A 15,581-nucleotide genomic window follows, 5' to 3' on the forward strand; every position below is an offset into this window, starting at 1 on the left:
CGAAAACGTCATAAAAAATATTATGTAATTTTAAAAATTATTTAATATTTGAAATATCATATATTTTTCCATTAATATTTTTTTATTATATTAAACCAAAAGCAAATCACTTCTGGAAATAGCCATTAAACCCCCAACCCCATCATTTGCATCAAATTCTGAGCCTGATGAATAGCTTCCTGCCGATGAGTAATGCCCATTTTCTGATATAAATTACGTATATGGGTTTTAATAGTTGTCGTAGCGACATCCAATTCGGCAGCTATCTGGTCGTTGCTGTAGCCAGAATAAATCAGCCCCAATACCTGCCATTCACGCTGGGTAAGCGGGCTATTACGAATCAGTTCTGGCACATCAGGATGATGAATCAATTGTTCGACAAACGCTTCATCAAAGTGGGCAAATTTATGTCGGTGCTGGCGGTTGATTTCCCGCAGGATACGCTGTGCCCGATGTTGTTCCATTTCCGGCAAAATATTAAGCTGGATCAGCTGGCGTAATTGCAAAGCCATCAGTTCCCCTTCAATGACAAAGTGGCTGATGAATCCCGTGCGATTAGCCAAACGCAAAGCTTCCATCAAAACATCCTGAGCCTCAGCTTTTCGTCCAAGCTGCCAGTAAAGCAGATTGCACAGCAGAAGATTTCTGTTCAGGTCGCTGACCAGCGCCAACTCTCTCGCGTATTTATTCAGTGTCTTTAAGATAGATTCGGCTTCCGCATACTGCCCCAGCTGGATTTGTGCGCGGGCAATATTGCGCCATTGATTTTGATTGAAGTGATTACAGAAACTTTCAGGCCGTTCTGCCTGCACCAGCCATTGAGTCATCGAATTGCTGTCTTCCACACTCTGCCAGATAATAACGCGCAGTTTGTCAGTGTTCGTCCGCCAATCACGGTGATACTGACCATTACTCAGCAAATTCTCACAACGGGATAGATAACGGCGGGCATTATCAATATCTCCACGAATCAAAGAACATTTCGCCAATTGAGTCAGACATTGTAATTGCTGCTGTGGCTGGAAATTAGACAACACGTCCAATCCTTGGCGGGCCGCTTCTTCCGATTCATCAATGCGTGCCCAACACCACAAAAGCTGTGAGCGAATTCTCAGTAGAAACTCATGCATCGGCAATTGTTCCAAATGCTGCTCACGAATTAAATCAAAAGCATGGGTTTGGATATCATAAGCAGCCTGTAAATAACCCTGAGCCAGTAAAATCTCACTTTGTTGCAGCAACGCCCATAAAGCATAGTGGTAAACATGGCAAAGGCGGGCAAGTTGCTCCGTCTGCTTCATCAGAGCCAGCGCACTAACCAGTTGCCCATTGCAATGTAATACTTCACCTTTCACCGACATAGCCACAATACGACCATATTGATTATCCGGCAGCAGGGTCGCCAGCGCCTTTTCAGCCAAGGCATCCGCATCGGCTGGCCGCCCATCGTTAATTGCCACTTGAGCGCGCAAAGCATCAAACTCCGCCAGCAACTCTGGTTCAATAACTATTTGTTTCTGCTTAAGCGATTGCTCCGTCTGATTCAATAAGGCATTCACCTCATAGTGGCGGTGCTGACTTTGTGCCAGCCACGCTTGCAACAGTACCAAACGCGGGCTTTCCAATAATTGTTCATATGGCAGTGCATTCATGCACTCTTCCAGCAAAGACAGTTTGCTGTGGTTAAACAGATCCCAGGCATGTTGCAGTAAAATATCCCGCAACAACACGCTATCCCCAGCGGCAAGGGCATGGTGAATAGCTTCTCCCGGATATCCCTGCATCAACCATCCTTTCACTGCCGCTCTGTGTAATTCAGGCAATTTCGCCGCCATTTCCCATTGGCAGCGCTGGCGCAAAAATGATGCAAACAAAGGATGAAAACAGAACCATTCGCCGGAATCATCCATTCGCTGAATAAACAGCCCCTGACGCTCAATATCTTCAAGGCGCTGCTGGCCGTTTTCTTCTCCCGTCAGACAAACAATCAAACCATCATTCATGGAACGCAAGATAGAACTACGCAGCAAAAAATCCCGCGTCGCTTGATCTACACGATTTAACACCTCATCCACAAGATAATCCGCAAGATGGCTGGCATTAATCCCCGAAAGGCGCTTCGCTGACATTTCAGCCGTGTTGCCCGATTGACGGGCAGAAAGCGCAATAAGCTGCAAGGCCGTCGCCCATCCTGCAACGTCATTGCACAACTGTTTGCAATTATCGGCATCCAGTGGATTCGCCAGCCGTTTGGCAAAAAATTGCTGAGTTTCCTGATAATCGAAAGCTAATTGCTGACTATCAATCTCCAATAGCTGTTCACGCACACGTAAATTTGCCACGCCCAATGAAGGCAAATGGCGCGATAGAATTATCAGCGTTAAATGCTCTGGCTGGTGGCGGAGAAAAAAGCGCATCGCTTCGTGAATAAGGTCATTTTCGATAAGATGGTAATCATCAATCACCAGAAAAATTGGCTGCTGCCATTCACTGAGTTCAATAAAAAGTTGAGCAAACAGTGCGGATAAATTGGCATACTGATGCTTCTGAGCCAGCACCTCACTTTTCGCACAGTGACTTTGCGTTGCCTGCTGAATTGCAGCTATCAAGTAGCTGGCAAAACGCTCTGGCTGATTGTCGCTGTCATCGAGAGAATACCAGCCCAGATTATCCCGTCCGGCAGCCCATTGTGACATAAGGGTGGTTTTACCATACCCTGCCGGACTGGTTATCAACACCAAGCGATAATCTTGTGCCTCTTTGAGCTTTTCTAACAGACGCTCCCGCATAACCATATTATTCAGGCGAAGTGGACGACTGAGTTTCGATGGGATAAGCATTAATTTTCTCCCCCACACAGGCAATGAATAAAACTGATACCAGAATTCCGTTTGATGCGATTGGCTGACTTACGCCCTTAACATACATCAATGCCAACCAAATTTAGAGAAACGCCCATCTTTTGCAAACAAGTTGTTTGATTTCATTGTGTTAAATTGCACCTTGTCACATTCTTTCACTACAATCTTTCTATTTCTCTATGAAATTGCGAAAAGATTCGAAAGAAATGGCTACGCCCTTGCACTCCTCCCCGCGAATATTTTCACGGGATGATGTTTCCCATGCCATGAGCATTCAGCATATTCCGCTAAATAATCTCTACATTTTCCTTATTCAGTGACAGGATGACGACGCCATGCAACAATTCGAATCAGGTGAAAAAACCAAGCTAAATAAAGCCACATTCCAAGCGGCTCTCACACGCCAATGGCAACGCTTTGGTCTTACCTCCTCACAAGAGATGACCCCACATCAGTGGTGGCTCGCCGTGAGTGCCGCACTTTCTGAATTACTTCCTCTTTCTTCCCAGAAAAATCATAGTAATCCCTCTCATGACAATCCATCCCAAAGTAAGCAACGTCATGTGAACTATATTTCGATGGAGTTCCTGATAGGCCGTCTGACGGCTAATAACTTATTGAATCTGGGGTGGTATGACGATGTGCAGGCTTATCTGGCAGAAGAAGGCATCGTTTTAACTGATTTGCTGGAAGAAGAAACCGATCCTGCATTGGGTAACGGCGGACTGGGGCGGTTGGCAGCTTGTTTTCTTGATTCCATGGCAACAATCAATCAACCCGCCACAGGATATGGCCTGAATTACCAATACGGCCTGTTCCGCCAATCCTTTGAACACGGGCAACAGATCGAAGCACCCGATAATTGGGAACGAGAGTCTTACCCGTGGTTCCACCATAACGCCCAGCTAAAAGTTAATGTTAGTTTTGGTGGCGAAATCGTGACAACTGCCGATGGTCATGAAACGTGGAGCCCTGAATTTACCCTGATTGGCGAAGCGTGGGATTTACCGGTAATTGGGTATGGCAATGGCATGACTCAACCACTGCGCTTATGGCAGGCAACATATGATAGCCCCTTTGATCTATCACTTTTCAATGATGGGCAATTTCTGCTTGCTGAACAGCAAGGCATTGAAGCCGCCAGCTTAACCAAGGTGCTCTATCCGAACGATAATCATCAGGCCGGCAAGCGCCTGCGCCTGATGCAACAATACTTCCAATGTGCCTGTGCCGTGGCAGACATCCTGCGCCGTCACCAACAAGCAGGGCGTAAAATAGAAGAACTGGCACGCTACGAAGTTATCCAGCTTAACGATACTCATCCAACTATCGCTATTCCTGAAATGATGCGTCTTCTGCTGGATGAATACCAGTTAGATTGGGAAATGGCATGGAAAATTACGGGGCAAACTTTCGCCTATACTAACCATACACTTCTGCCAGAAGGCCTGGAACGTTGGGATGAAAAACTGGTTATTGAACTCCTGCCACGTCACCATCGCATCATTCAAGAAATCAACCGACGCTTTAAAGAAACCGTGGAGCAAACCTGGCCTGGTAACCAACAAGTCTGGGAAAAACTGGCGGTCATCCATGACAATCAGGTAAGAATGGCTAATCTCTGCGTTGTCGCCTGTTTTGCCGTCAATGGCGTTGCAGCACTGCATTCATCTTTGATCGTGTCTGATTTATTCCCTGAATATTATCAATTGTGGCCAACAAAATTCCACAACGTCACCAATGGGGTAACTCCTCGTCGTTGGTTAAAACAGTGCAACCCAGCGCTTTCTGCATTAATCAGCCAGACATTAAACCAAGAATGGGTTAATGATCTTGATACACTTAAACAACTCGAACCTTATGCTGATGACGCCACATTTTGCGCAGCTTACCGCACCATCAAACAGGAAAATAAAATTCGCTTGTCCAACTATGTGAATAAGGTCATGGGACTCAAACTTGATCCTCATGCCATTTTCGATGTGCAGATAAAACGCCTGCATGAATACAAGCGTCAGCATTTGAACCTGCTCCATATCTTGTCACTTTATCGACAAATTCAGGAAAATCCGGCTTTGGATATCCATCCCCGTGTTTTCTTGTTCGGTGCCAAAGCCGCTCCCGGTTACTATCTGGCGAAAAATATCATTTCAGCCATTAATCATGCGGCAGAAAAGATCAATCATGATCCGATCGTCCGCGATCGCATCAAGATTGCTTTCATCCCTGACTACAACGTTTCCGTAGCGGAGCTGATGATCCCCGCTGCTGATGTATCAGAGCAAATCTCCACTGCGGGCAAAGAAGCCTCTGGAACAGGCAACATGAAACTGGCCTTAAACGGCGCGCTCACCATCGGAACACTGGATGGTGCCAATGTCGAAATCGCCGAACAGGTCGGAGACGACAATATCTTTATCTTCGGTAAAACTGTGGAAGAGGCAAAAGCCCTGCTGAATAGTGGCTACAATCCACACGATATTCTTCAACAAGATCATCATCTGAAAGGCATATTGGATTCCCTTGCTAATGGCGAATTCAGCCACGGAGATACGCACGCATTTGATCTCATGTTACATAGCCTGATTGATGCTGGTGACCCTTATTTAGCGCTGGCTGATTTTGCCTCCTATTGCCATGCCCATAAGCAAATTGATTCCCTGTATCGTGACTCTCAACGTTGGACACGCAGTGCTGTGCTCAACACTGCTCGAATGAGTAAATTTAGTTCTGACCGCACTATTCGGGATTACCAACAGCGCATCTGGCAAACCAAATAGGGATTGAGCATGGAAAACAAATGGCTAGATGATTTAGCAACTGAAGCCGGCATTACCAGCGAATATATTAATGCCTATGGAAAACCACAGGCGATCCCGGCTGAAACCCGGCATCGGATATTAGAAGCCATGAGTAAAAATAAACCGGTCGATAGGCCGGTTTCTTACTTACAAGATTCTTCTTCGCCTAAGGTTAAAGTGATTATTCAAGGTCAGGAGATAACTCTGCCGCTAAAAGAGCTAAACAGTTACCAATGGCAGATAACCACTGAACAAGGGGAAGTATTTCATGGTCACTGTCAGCATCAACTCACTTTGCCAAGCGACCTCCCTTTGGGATATCACACTCTGACACTGATACCAAAAGTGGAACAAGAAGTCAGTTCTCAACAACAAACTATGCAACTTATTGTTGCTCCTGAACGTTGTTATGAACCAAAGGCGCTGATGCATGGAGAAAAACTTTGGGGCGCTTGCGTTCAGCTTTATACCCTTCGCTCAGAAAATAACTGGGGAATCGGTGATTTTGGCGATCTGAAATACATGTTGCAAGAACTGGCATTGCGTGGAGGTGCTTTTGTCGGCCTGAATCCCCTTCATGCCATCTATCCTGCCATGCCTGAAAATGCCAGCCCTTACAGCCCATCCTCCCGTCACTGGCTTAATATCATCTATATTGCTGTGCATCAGGTGGAAGATTTTAAGGATAGTGCCAAAGCACAAGCATGGTGGCACGCACCGGAAACACAGCTCAAACTCCAGCAAACCCAACAGGCAGAGTGGGTTGATTATACGGCTGTCATGGCACTAAAAATGGCCGCCCTACGTCTCGCTTATCCACAATTTAAAAGCCGAACCGGCGATGATCCCCAGAAAATTGCTTTCCAACAGTTTGTAACCAAAGGCGGCAAAAATCTTTACTCTCAAGCAGTTTATGATGCGCTTCACCATAAACTATATGGGGAAAATCAGACTTACTGGGGCTGGCCGGTATGGCCGGAAAAATATCGTGAATTCGACAGTGAGGCGGTGAAAGAATTTTGTCATTCACACCCTCAAGAAATCGAATTTTTCCTTTGGTTACAATGGATAGCTGATATTCAACTTGCTGAGTGCTTCACAACCAGCCAATCGCATCACATGCCGATTGGTATTTACCGTGATCTCGCTGTGGGGGTAGCACAAGGAGGCTCTGAAACATGGTGTAACCGCAACATTTATTGCACTCAGGCATCGGTAGGAGCACCACCTGACATTCTGGGACCACTGGGGCAAAATTGGGGGCTTCCGCCAATGAATCCCCATGTATTAAAAGCCCAGTCCTATCAACCGTTCATTGAGTTACTACGTAGCAATATGCGCCATTGCGGTGCCTTGCGTATCGATCATGTGATGTCTTTACTCAGACTCTGGTGGATCCCCCAAGGAGAAACTGCCGATAAAGGCGTTTATGTCCATTATCCGGTCGATGACCTTCTGGCGATACTGGCACTGGAAAGCCAGCGTAACCATTGTCTGGTGATTGGTGAAGATTTGGGTATTGTCCCGGAAGAGATTGTAGATAAGTTACGCGATCGGGGCGTTTATTCATATAAAGTGTTTTACTTTGAACGCAACGAACAAGGTGAATATCGCTCTCCTGATGAATATCCTGTGCAAGCAATGGCAACCATTACCACTCATGATTTACCTACCTTACGTGGATTTTGGCAAAACGGAGATCTCACTTTAGGAGAAGGCATTGGTTTATACCCTGATAAAGCACTTCTTGCTGAGTTATATACTGAACGTAAACGTTGCAGGCAGGCATTATTGGCAAGTTTAAATCAACACGGCTATTTATCAGAATTATCAGAAACATTGCCTATAACGGAACCTATAACGGATAAACAGCCATTATCACAGCAAACTGCATTACAGATGCAAACCGAACACCCCATGTCTGCTTCTATCAATTACGCTGTACATCACTATATCGCTCATAGCAATTGCGCCTTATTAGGATTACAACCTGAAGACTGGCTAGATATGGAAAACCCCGTCAATATTCCCGGTACAACTGAGGAATATCCCAACTGGCGACGCAAGCTCAATGTCACATTGGAAGCTATGTTTACGGATGCGCATATCAGACAATTATTGCAAACAGTAAGAGAAGCCAGAAAACAAGCCTCATAACCGGCTAAACCGGCAACGATCGTTATCTTATCGTTGCCGGTTTATTTCAGCCTTTCACGCCTCCCGATGTCAACCCACCGACCAACCAACGTTGAGCAACCAAGAAGACCACCGTAATAGGAATAGCTGACAGCACAGCCGCAGCGGCAAAGTCTCCCCAAAGATAGTTTTGTGGGTGAAGGTATTGCTGCATGCCCACTGCCAACGTGTAATTATCTACATCCCGTAATAGCAGGGATGCAACTGGCACTTCGGTAATCACACCAATAAAAGACAGGATAAACACAACAGCCAATATCGGTACAGAAAGCGGTAGCAGTATCAAACGGAAAACTTGCCACGTTGTCGCCCCATCCAGCATGGCAGACTCTTCAAGCGAACGATCTATCGTTTCAAAATAGCCTTTGATCGTCCATACATGCAGAGCAATCCCTCCCATATAGGCAAAAATCACGCCACCGTGGGTATTGAGTCCAAGGAAAGGGATATATTCCCCTATCCGATCAAACAAAGCATATAACGCGACTAATGAGAGTACAGCAGGGAACATCTGAAAAATCAGCATACTTTTCAGTAAAGTACTTTTGCCACGAAAACGCATGCGGGCAAACGCATAAGCACAGGTTGTTGACAGAGCAACAATTCCGATCGCAGTAATGGATGCAACTTTTACTGAATTCCAAAGCCACTGCATAACCGGAAATGGCGGCGGTACCACTCTCCCATCAGGAGATTCCACACTATAACCAAATGCCAGTTTCCAGTGTTCCCAAGAAATGGTGTCTGGAATCAGGCTACCAGTAGCAAAATTCCCCGGACGCAAAGAAATAGCAATCACCATCAACAGAGGAAATAAAATCAATGCAATAAAAGCCAGCATAAACACATGCGTTGCCCATACCCGCCAACGTTGCGATTTGGATTGTACCATCGCCATATTCTTGCTCTCCTCAATCAAATTTAATGCGGGTGGTTTTCAGATTGATGATGGCTAATACCCCCACTAACAGGAAGATTAACGTCGCAATCGCTGCTGCCAGACCAAAATCCTGTCCGCCGCCGCCTTCAAACGCAATGCGGTAGGTATAACTCACCAAAAGATCGGTATAACCCGCCGGAGTCGTTGTACCAATATGGTCAGGTCTGCCATTGGTTAACAATTGAATCAGGACAAAGTTATTAAAGTTAAAAGCAAAGCTGGCAATCATTAGCGGTGTCAGTGGCTTAATCAACAACGGGAAGGTTATTTTGGTGAAATTCCGCCATGCCCCTGCACCATCAATTGCTGATGCTTCATAGAGGTCATCAGGAATAGCCTTAAGCAGCCCCATGCAAAGAATCATCATATAGGGATAACCCAACCAGGTATTTACGATAATTAACATCGTTCGGGCCAGGGTTGGATCTGTAAACCAATCTGGTTTAAGACCAAACAGGCCGTTAAGCACTAGATTAATTTCACCGAAACTCTGGTTAAACAATCCCTTAAAAATCAAAATGGAGATAAAAGAAGGAACGGCATAAGGCAAGATAAGGAGTACACGATAAATAGCCCGTCCTTTAAGGGCTTCCCACTGCACAATACAAGCGAGGATCATTCCTAATGCAACCGTTAATACTACCGTCAGCAGCGAGAAGATCACCGTCCAGACAAAAATAGACAAAAAAGGTTTTTGAATACCTTCATCCTGTATCACCCGCAGGAAGTTTTTCCAGCCAATCGAAACCGTGAACCCTGGGCTTAATGTTTCCTGTCCCCAACCACTTTCAGCATTAACGGATTGATAAAACCCTGTCTCCATATTCGGCCGGTATTGCACGCCGGTTTGTTTATTGGTCAATGTGACGCTATCTTCTTCAAGGGAATAGAGAGGATGTATAGCGGAAAATTGGCGCAATGAACTCATCCGTAACTGACCGCCATCGGGAAGAACCGCGACCAATCGGCCTAAGGCTTGACGATGCTGGGTAATCGTGCGTAATGTTGCGGCATCACCTTCAACACTTTTTTCTTGTTCACGTAGAGGCAAGGTAATGTCTTCCGTCTCAGAAAAAGAAAAAGGCATTGATACCAGTGGTTGAGTGCTATCTGGAACGCTCAGCGCCAAAACCCACTTATCAGATGCAGGATAGAGTTTGAAATTAAAGGATTGCCCCGCCTGATATTGACGACTCATTAAGACAGTCTGGGCACGTTCAAAAGTCAATTGGTTGGTACTGCTATAGTTTGTGAAAGCAATGGCAATTGTGCAAATAAGCGGAAACAGTATAAACAACCCTATTCCAGCAATTCCTGGGTAGGTATAGCGCCAAACATACGCTTTGCGATTGGCAAAAACATAAATACCGCTTCCCAGTAATATCAATGTCAACATAGCAAACAGGTATTCTCCCTGCGCATACATCAATACAACCAGATAACCGGTAAAAAGTAGGCACAAACCTACAGCAAACCATTTCAAGGCAGGATGCTGCCACCATACTGTTTTTTCTAATGTCGCTGACATCTTGCACTTCCTGTTACAATTACTCGAGGTAAAGTTCCCGTAATTCAATTCCCGTAATTAAGGGTCTATCTAATGGGTACTCAGGCTCCTTTCAAATCAGGAGCCTGTTATTTGTTTATTTTGTCATTCTTGATTCAGCATCATTAAGCGCAGCATCTATTGTCTGACGACCATTAATACTGTTAAGAACTGCGCTGCGCATGGCGTACCAGAAGCTACTCATTTGAGAGATATTAGGCATAATTTCGCCTTTCTGAGCATTTTCCATCGTGGCAGCAATACGTGGATCTTTCGCAAGGATCTCCTGATAAGATTTCAAAGCCACGGCGCCCAACGGCTTATCTTTATCTATCATTGCCAAGCCTTCGTTCGTAAGCAGATAGTTCTCCAAAAATTCCTTCGCCAATTCTTTATTGGGGCTGGCCGCATTAATTCCTGCCGTTAAAATACCCACAAAAGGTTTAGATGGTTTTCCTTTGAAAGTTGGCAATAACGTAACGCCGTAATTAATCTTGTTTTTATCTACATTTGTCCATGCCCACGGGCCGTTGATCGTCATTGCTGTTTTGCCTTTATTAAAGTTGGCTTCAGCAATCGAGTAATCGATATCAGCACTGAGATGTTTGTTTTTGACTAAATCGATCAAAAACTGCATTCCTGCTTTAGAGCCTGCGTTATTCACTCCGCTATCTTTAACGTTATAAGTCCCGTTTTCTGCCTTGAAAGCGTAACCGCCATCTGCGGCAATCAGCGGCCAAGTGAAATAAGGCTCCTGCAAATTGAACATAATTGCGCTTTTATTTTGCTTTTTCAGCTCATTATCCAATGCAGGAATTTCTTCCCATGTTTTAGGCGGAGATTTGATTAAATCTTTATTGTAGATAAGAGAAAGCGCTTCAACTGCGACAGGATATCCCATCAGTTTCCCATCATAACGGACAGCATCCCAAGTAAAAGGGAATAGCTTATTGATGAAAGCACTGTCAGGTGTGATTTCAGCGACTAAACCTGATTGAGCATAACCGCCAAAACGATCATGTGCCCAGAAAATAATATCCGGCCCGCCTCCTGTAGCCGCTATTTGGGTATATTTCTCTTCCAGTTTGTCAGGATGTTCAACAACGACAGGAATTCCCGTTTCCTTTGCGAATTTTTCACCGACCTGGGCCAGTCCATTGTAGCCTTTATCACCATTGATCCAAATCACCAGCTTGCCTTCCTCAAACTTTGCAAAAGCTGGGGCAGACAATACCCATGTCGTTAAAACAGACAGCATAAGGGTGCGGGTACCCATTTTAAAATTTGTTTTGATCATCATTCCGCCCTTTTATCATTTGTCAGTTCAAGATGAGTTTCTTCTTTACTCATTTCTTTGCTACATGGCTAAAAAATAGTTCTCAGTGTGCAATTAATATAAAAAAGACTCATCCTCCTCTGCTCTACGCCTCAATCAGAATGAGTGTGAGCTGGGTTACAAAAATAATTAAAATCATAACGTTAATACTAAGATGGCATTATTTTTTGCGATTTGAATCACATCTTATCTGACAATTGACTCCTTCATGCCCTAACCGCATTAATCTCATCATCCTGATTCCTCCCCCATAAAAAACTCGGGAATGGAGGATTCTTACACCTGTTATTTTGTACACAATCTTGCCAATCCGAGGGAGGGAACAAATGTCTAGCGTCACATTCCGCAATGTATCTAAATCATATGGTGAAACAGTCATCTCCAGAGATCTCAATCTTGATATTCAGGAAGGAGAGTTTGTCGTATTTGTCGGCCCATCAGGGTGTGGAAAATCGACGTTACTGAGGATGATTGCGGGCTTGGAAGACATCACATCCGGCGATTTGCTGATGGCGGGAAAACGGATGAATGATGTTCCGCCCGCTAAGCGTAGTGTCGGCATGGTTTTTCAATCTTATGCGCTATATCCCCATCTCTCTGTTGCTGACAACATGTCATTCGGCATGAAGCTGGCAGGAATCAACAAAAGTGATATTCAAAAACGGGTGCAACAAGTTGCAGAAACCCTCCAGCTTGCTCATTTGCTCGATCGTCGCCCTAAGGCGCTATCCGGTGGACAACGCCAACGGGTCGCTATTGGGAGAACACTTGTCGCAGAGCCAAATATTTTTCTGCTGGATGAGCCTCTTTCTAATCTGGATGCGGCCTTACGTGTACAGATGAGAATAGAGATCTCACGTCTGCACAAGCGCCTGCAACGTACGATGATTTATGTAACCCATGATCAAACTGAAGCCATGACTCTGGCGGATAAAATTGTGGTGCTGGATGGTGGAAACATTGCCCAGGTCGGCAAACCTCTTGAAATTTATCACTATCCTGCCAATCGCTTTGTTGCAGGTTTTATTGGTTCACCAAAAATGAATTTCCTACCTGTCAAAATCTCAGCTATTGCCGTCGATCAGGTACAAATTATCCTGCCTAATGGTCAACTTGTTTGGTTGCCCGTTGAAAGTAAAGGGCTCACTGTAGGTAGTAATGTCTCTTTGGGAATTCGCCCCGAACACCTTTTGCCTAATGATGTTGCTGATGTTACGTTAGAGGGGACAGTACAGATAGTGGAACAACTGGGCAATGAAACCCAAATTCACATCCGCATACCTGCCATTCACCAAAACTTAGTCTACCGCCAGCCTGATATTGTTCTCGTGCAAGAAGGAGCGGACTTCACTATCGGGTTAGCTCCCCACCGTTGCCATCTTTTCCGCGAAGATGGAACTGCATGCCAACGTTTACATAAGGAACCCGGGATCTAGATCCGCGGTTATCAAAAATAACAGGAGAATCATTATGCGTATATTGCCTCTCTCATTGGCCATGCTCACTGGTTTGTTATCCATGCAGGCTGCTGCGGTAGATTTCCACGGCTATGCCCGTTCAGGAATTGGCTGGACAGGTAGCGGTGGCGATCAAAAATGTGCCCCAGTCACAGGCGCTCAGAGTAAGTACCGTCTCGGCAATGAATGTGAAACCTATGCGGAACTTAAGCTAGGTCAGGAATTATGGAAAGAAGGTGACAAAAGTTTCTACTTTGATACCAACTTAGCTTACTCCGTATCTCAAGAAAAAGACTGGGAAGCAACCAATCCTGCTTTCCGTGAAGCAAACGTAAAGGCAACCAATATCATTGACTGGTTGCCCGGTTCAACATTGTGGGCAGGTAAACGTTTTTACCAACGCCATGATGTTCATATGATCGACTTCTATTACTGGGATATTTCTGGCCCCGGCGCAGGGTTGGAGAATATTGATCTTGGTTTCGGCAACCTTTCCTTCGCTGTAACCCGCAATACAGAATCCGGTGGTCCAAATGGCTGGGTTGCGGGTGACAATAAAAAAATCTCAACCTCAAATGATGTTTTCGATATAAGACTCGCTAAATTACCCGTCAATGATGGCGGCACATTGGAACTTGGCATTAATTATGGGCGCGCTAATGCACGCAAAGGATATAAGCTTGATCACAAGGCATCCAAAGACGGTGTGATGCTGACTGCTGAACATACCCAAAGTGTGCTCGGGGGCTTCAATAAATTTGTCTTACAGTATGCAACTGACGCTCTGACTTCCAGCAGGAATGGACGTGCTGAAGGCGCTAGTGTCAACAATGACGGGCATATGCTGCGCGTTCTGAATCATGGTGCCATCAGTGTTGCAAAAAACTGGGATCTGATGTACGTCGCCATGTATCAAGATATTGATCTCGACAATAACAATGGCGATACATGGTACACGGTAGGTGTCCGCCCAATGTACAAATGGACACCAGTAATGAGTACCTTGATGGAAGTTGGCTATGACAACGTAAAATCCCAACGAACCAGCAAGAGCAATAATCAGTACAAAATTACACTGGCCCAACAGTGGCAAGCCGGTGATAGTATCTGGTCACGCCCTGCCATTCGTTTATTCGCTACCTACACCAAATGGGATGAGAAGTGGGGTTATAATAACGGCGTAGCTTATCGTGATACACCAGCGCACCGATTCAGCCGTGGTAACAGCGATGAATTTACGTTTGGTGCTCAGTTTGAGGCTTGGTGGTGATGAAAACGAAATTACTCGTGCTTTGTCTCAGTACGTTATTCTACAGCATGATTCCTGCCGGAAGTTATGCTGCATCGAATGCTGTAATCACTAATAAAACCAGTTCAGGGATAGAAACATCCAGCGCTACTATTGCACCAAGTATTGCACCAAAGTTGTCTCTGTCAGCCTTACACAAGTTACAATGGCAACCCGTTAATACTTATGATACACAAACCGTTATTCTCAGTGGCGCGTCACAACAACTTAATAATGAGGATATCCGCGGGGCGATAGCGGCATTTGCTTTGCCTGCTAATCAAGGTTCATTGGAGATCACGTTAAACAGTCTGATAAAGGATAATCAGGTATATTCGCCAAATGTTCTGGTACTTGATGAACAATTGAACCCTGCTGCCTTTTATCCAAGCCACTATTTTCACTATCAACAACCGGGCATTATGTCCGTTGACAGGCTTCAAGGTGTATTAAAACTGACACCTGCATTGGGGCAACAGCGAATTCATTTACTGATTTATACAACTCTTGCTGATTTAAAGTCCTCTACACAAATGGTCGATCCTGCTAAAGCCTATGCACAAGGAGTAGGTAACGCAGTGCCGGATATTCCAGATCCGATCGCTCACCATACGGAAACAGGAACTTTAATGCTAAAAGTGAAGTCAGAACGTGATGCCGGCAATATTCTGATTGGTCAGGTATTTTCTACACCAGCACCAAAACCCGTTACCGTAGGCTCTACACAAGAGGTATCCTCTTCACCGGTAAGAACAACCCCTGCAGCTGTACCACAATCTACGGCACCCGCAGCTAAACCTGTACTGAGCGATACAGAACAGTATTTCAATGATGCTATCAAGAGAGCTATTAGTCATGGCGATATTGATAAGGCGTTGAAACTGTTGGATGAAGCAGAACGCCTGGGTTCTCCAACCGCACGAGAAACTTTTATTAAGTTGATAAAAAGTAAAGGATAACTTTAATTCATCAAAGGGTTATAGCTTATTGAGTTTGAGAACTAAATATCACTATAACCCTGCCATTATTTCTTAACAGACTTTTGTTATCACTCGTTACTATATGATATTTAATAAAAATCCTTTTTAACGCCCTTCTTTATCAAGATAATTTTTAATTTTCCCGCGAAACTTATAAACGAAACAAACAATCAGCA

Annotated in this window: 9 protein-coding genes; 5 read left to right on the top strand and 4 right to left on the bottom strand. The window is 44.9% G+C overall.

Going from position 1 to position 15,581, the window contains the following annotated elements:
• Positions 1–125: 125 nt before the first annotated feature.
• On the bottom strand, positions 126–2,840 hold the full coding sequence (gene malT / locus AB204_RS06250) for an HTH-type transcriptional regulator MalT (protein ID WP_047962523.1): 2,715 nt from the start codon (positions 2,838–2,840) through the stop codon (positions 126–128).
• A gap of 356 nt (positions 2,841–3,196) precedes the next feature.
• On the opposite strand from malT, the gene malP reads away from it, so the two are divergent.
• Both malP and malQ read left to right on the top strand, forming a co-directional pair.
• The gene (malP, locus tag AB204_RS06255) at positions 3,197–5,641 is read left to right on the top strand and encodes a maltodextrin phosphorylase (RefSeq protein WP_047962524.1); all 2,445 of its coding nucleotides are present in this window, start codon (positions 3,197–3,199) and stop codon (positions 5,639–5,641) included.
• Positions 5,642–5,650: 9 nt separating this feature from the next.
• Entirely contained in the window at positions 5,651–7,819 is a 2,169-nt protein-coding gene (malQ, locus tag AB204_RS06260; protein ID WP_047962525.1) for a 4-alpha-glucanotransferase, read from the top strand.
• Between the two features lie 46 nt (positions 7,820–7,865).
• Here malQ and malG read toward each other — a convergent pair whose 3' ends face one another.
• From malG to malE, 3 genes are all read right to left on the bottom strand, one after another.
• Complete coding sequence (gene malG / locus AB204_RS06265) at positions 7,866–8,756, bottom strand: maltose ABC transporter permease MalG (protein ID WP_047962526.1); 891 nt, start codon at positions 8,754–8,756, stop codon at positions 7,866–7,868.
• A 13-nt stretch (positions 8,757–8,769) separates the two neighbouring features.
• Positions 8,770–10,326, bottom strand: a complete 1,557-nt coding sequence (gene malF, locus AB204_RS06270; RefSeq protein WP_047962527.1) for a maltose ABC transporter permease MalF — start codon at positions 10,324–10,326, stop codon at positions 8,770–8,772.
• A gap of 115 nt (positions 10,327–10,441) precedes the next feature.
• Positions 10,442–11,641, bottom strand: a complete 1,200-nt coding sequence (gene malE, locus AB204_RS06275; RefSeq protein ID WP_047962528.1) for a maltose/maltodextrin ABC transporter substrate-binding protein MalE — start codon at positions 11,639–11,641, stop codon at positions 10,442–10,444.
• Between the two features lie 365 nt (positions 11,642–12,006).
• Here malE and malK point away from each other — a divergent pair, with 365 nt between their 5' ends.
• From malK to malM, 3 genes are read left to right on the top strand one after another with little or no spacing between them, the layout of a single operon-like run.
• Positions 12,007–13,116: a maltose/maltodextrin ABC transporter ATP-binding protein MalK gene (gene malK / locus AB204_RS06280; RefSeq protein WP_047962529.1), complete on the top strand. Its 1,110-nt coding sequence runs from the start codon at positions 12,007–12,009 to the stop codon at positions 13,114–13,116.
• Positions 13,117–13,150: 34 nt separating this feature from the next.
• A complete protein-coding gene (locus tag AB204_RS06285; protein WP_047962530.1) occupies positions 13,151–14,407 on the top strand; it encodes a maltoporin in 1,257 nt (418 codons plus the stop codon).
• Positions 14,407–15,384 carry a maltose operon protein MalM gene (gene malM / locus AB204_RS06290; RefSeq protein ID WP_047962531.1) on the top strand — a complete coding sequence of 326 codons (978 nt, stop codon included), beginning with the start codon at positions 14,407–14,409 and terminating at the stop codon, positions 15,382–15,384. Before AB204_RS06285 ends, malM begins: the two co-directional genes overlap by 1 nt.
• The last annotated feature ends 197 nt before the right edge of the window (positions 15,385–15,581 follow it).

Origin of the sequence: Xenorhabdus khoisanae (assembly GCF_001037465.1) — a bacterium.
Lineage (GTDB): Bacteria > Pseudomonadota > Gammaproteobacteria > Enterobacterales > Enterobacteriaceae > Xenorhabdus > Xenorhabdus khoisanae.

Excerpts from the sequence above, each read along its gene's own strand:
- malG (WP_047962526.1), bottom strand. The coding sequence starts at position 8,756 with ATGGCGATGGTACAATCCAAATCGCAACGTTGGCGGGTATGGGCAACG.
- malP (WP_047962524.1), top strand. The coding sequence starts at position 3,197 with ATGCAACAATTCGAATCAGGTGAAAAAACCAAGCTAAATAAAGCCACA.
- malT (WP_047962523.1), bottom strand. The coding sequence starts at position 2,840 with ATGCTTATCCCATCGAAACTCAGTCGTCCACTTCGCCTGAATAATATG.
- malE (WP_047962528.1), bottom strand. The coding sequence starts at position 11,641 with ATGATCAAAACAAATTTTAAAATGGGTACCCGCACCCTTATGCTGTCT.
- AB204_RS06285 (WP_047962530.1), top strand. The coding sequence starts at position 13,151 with ATGCGTATATTGCCTCTCTCATTGGCCATGCTCACTGGTTTGTTATCC.
- malF (WP_047962527.1), bottom strand. The coding sequence starts at position 10,326 with ATGTCAGCGACATTAGAAAAAACAGTATGGTGGCAGCATCCTGCCTTG.
- malK (WP_047962529.1), top strand. The coding sequence starts at position 12,007 with ATGTCTAGCGTCACATTCCGCAATGTATCTAAATCATATGGTGAAACA.
- malQ (WP_047962525.1), top strand. The coding sequence starts at position 5,651 with ATGGAAAACAAATGGCTAGATGATTTAGCAACTGAAGCCGGCATTACC.
- malM (WP_047962531.1), top strand. The coding sequence starts at position 14,407 with ATGAAAACGAAATTACTCGTGCTTTGTCTCAGTACGTTATTCTACAGC.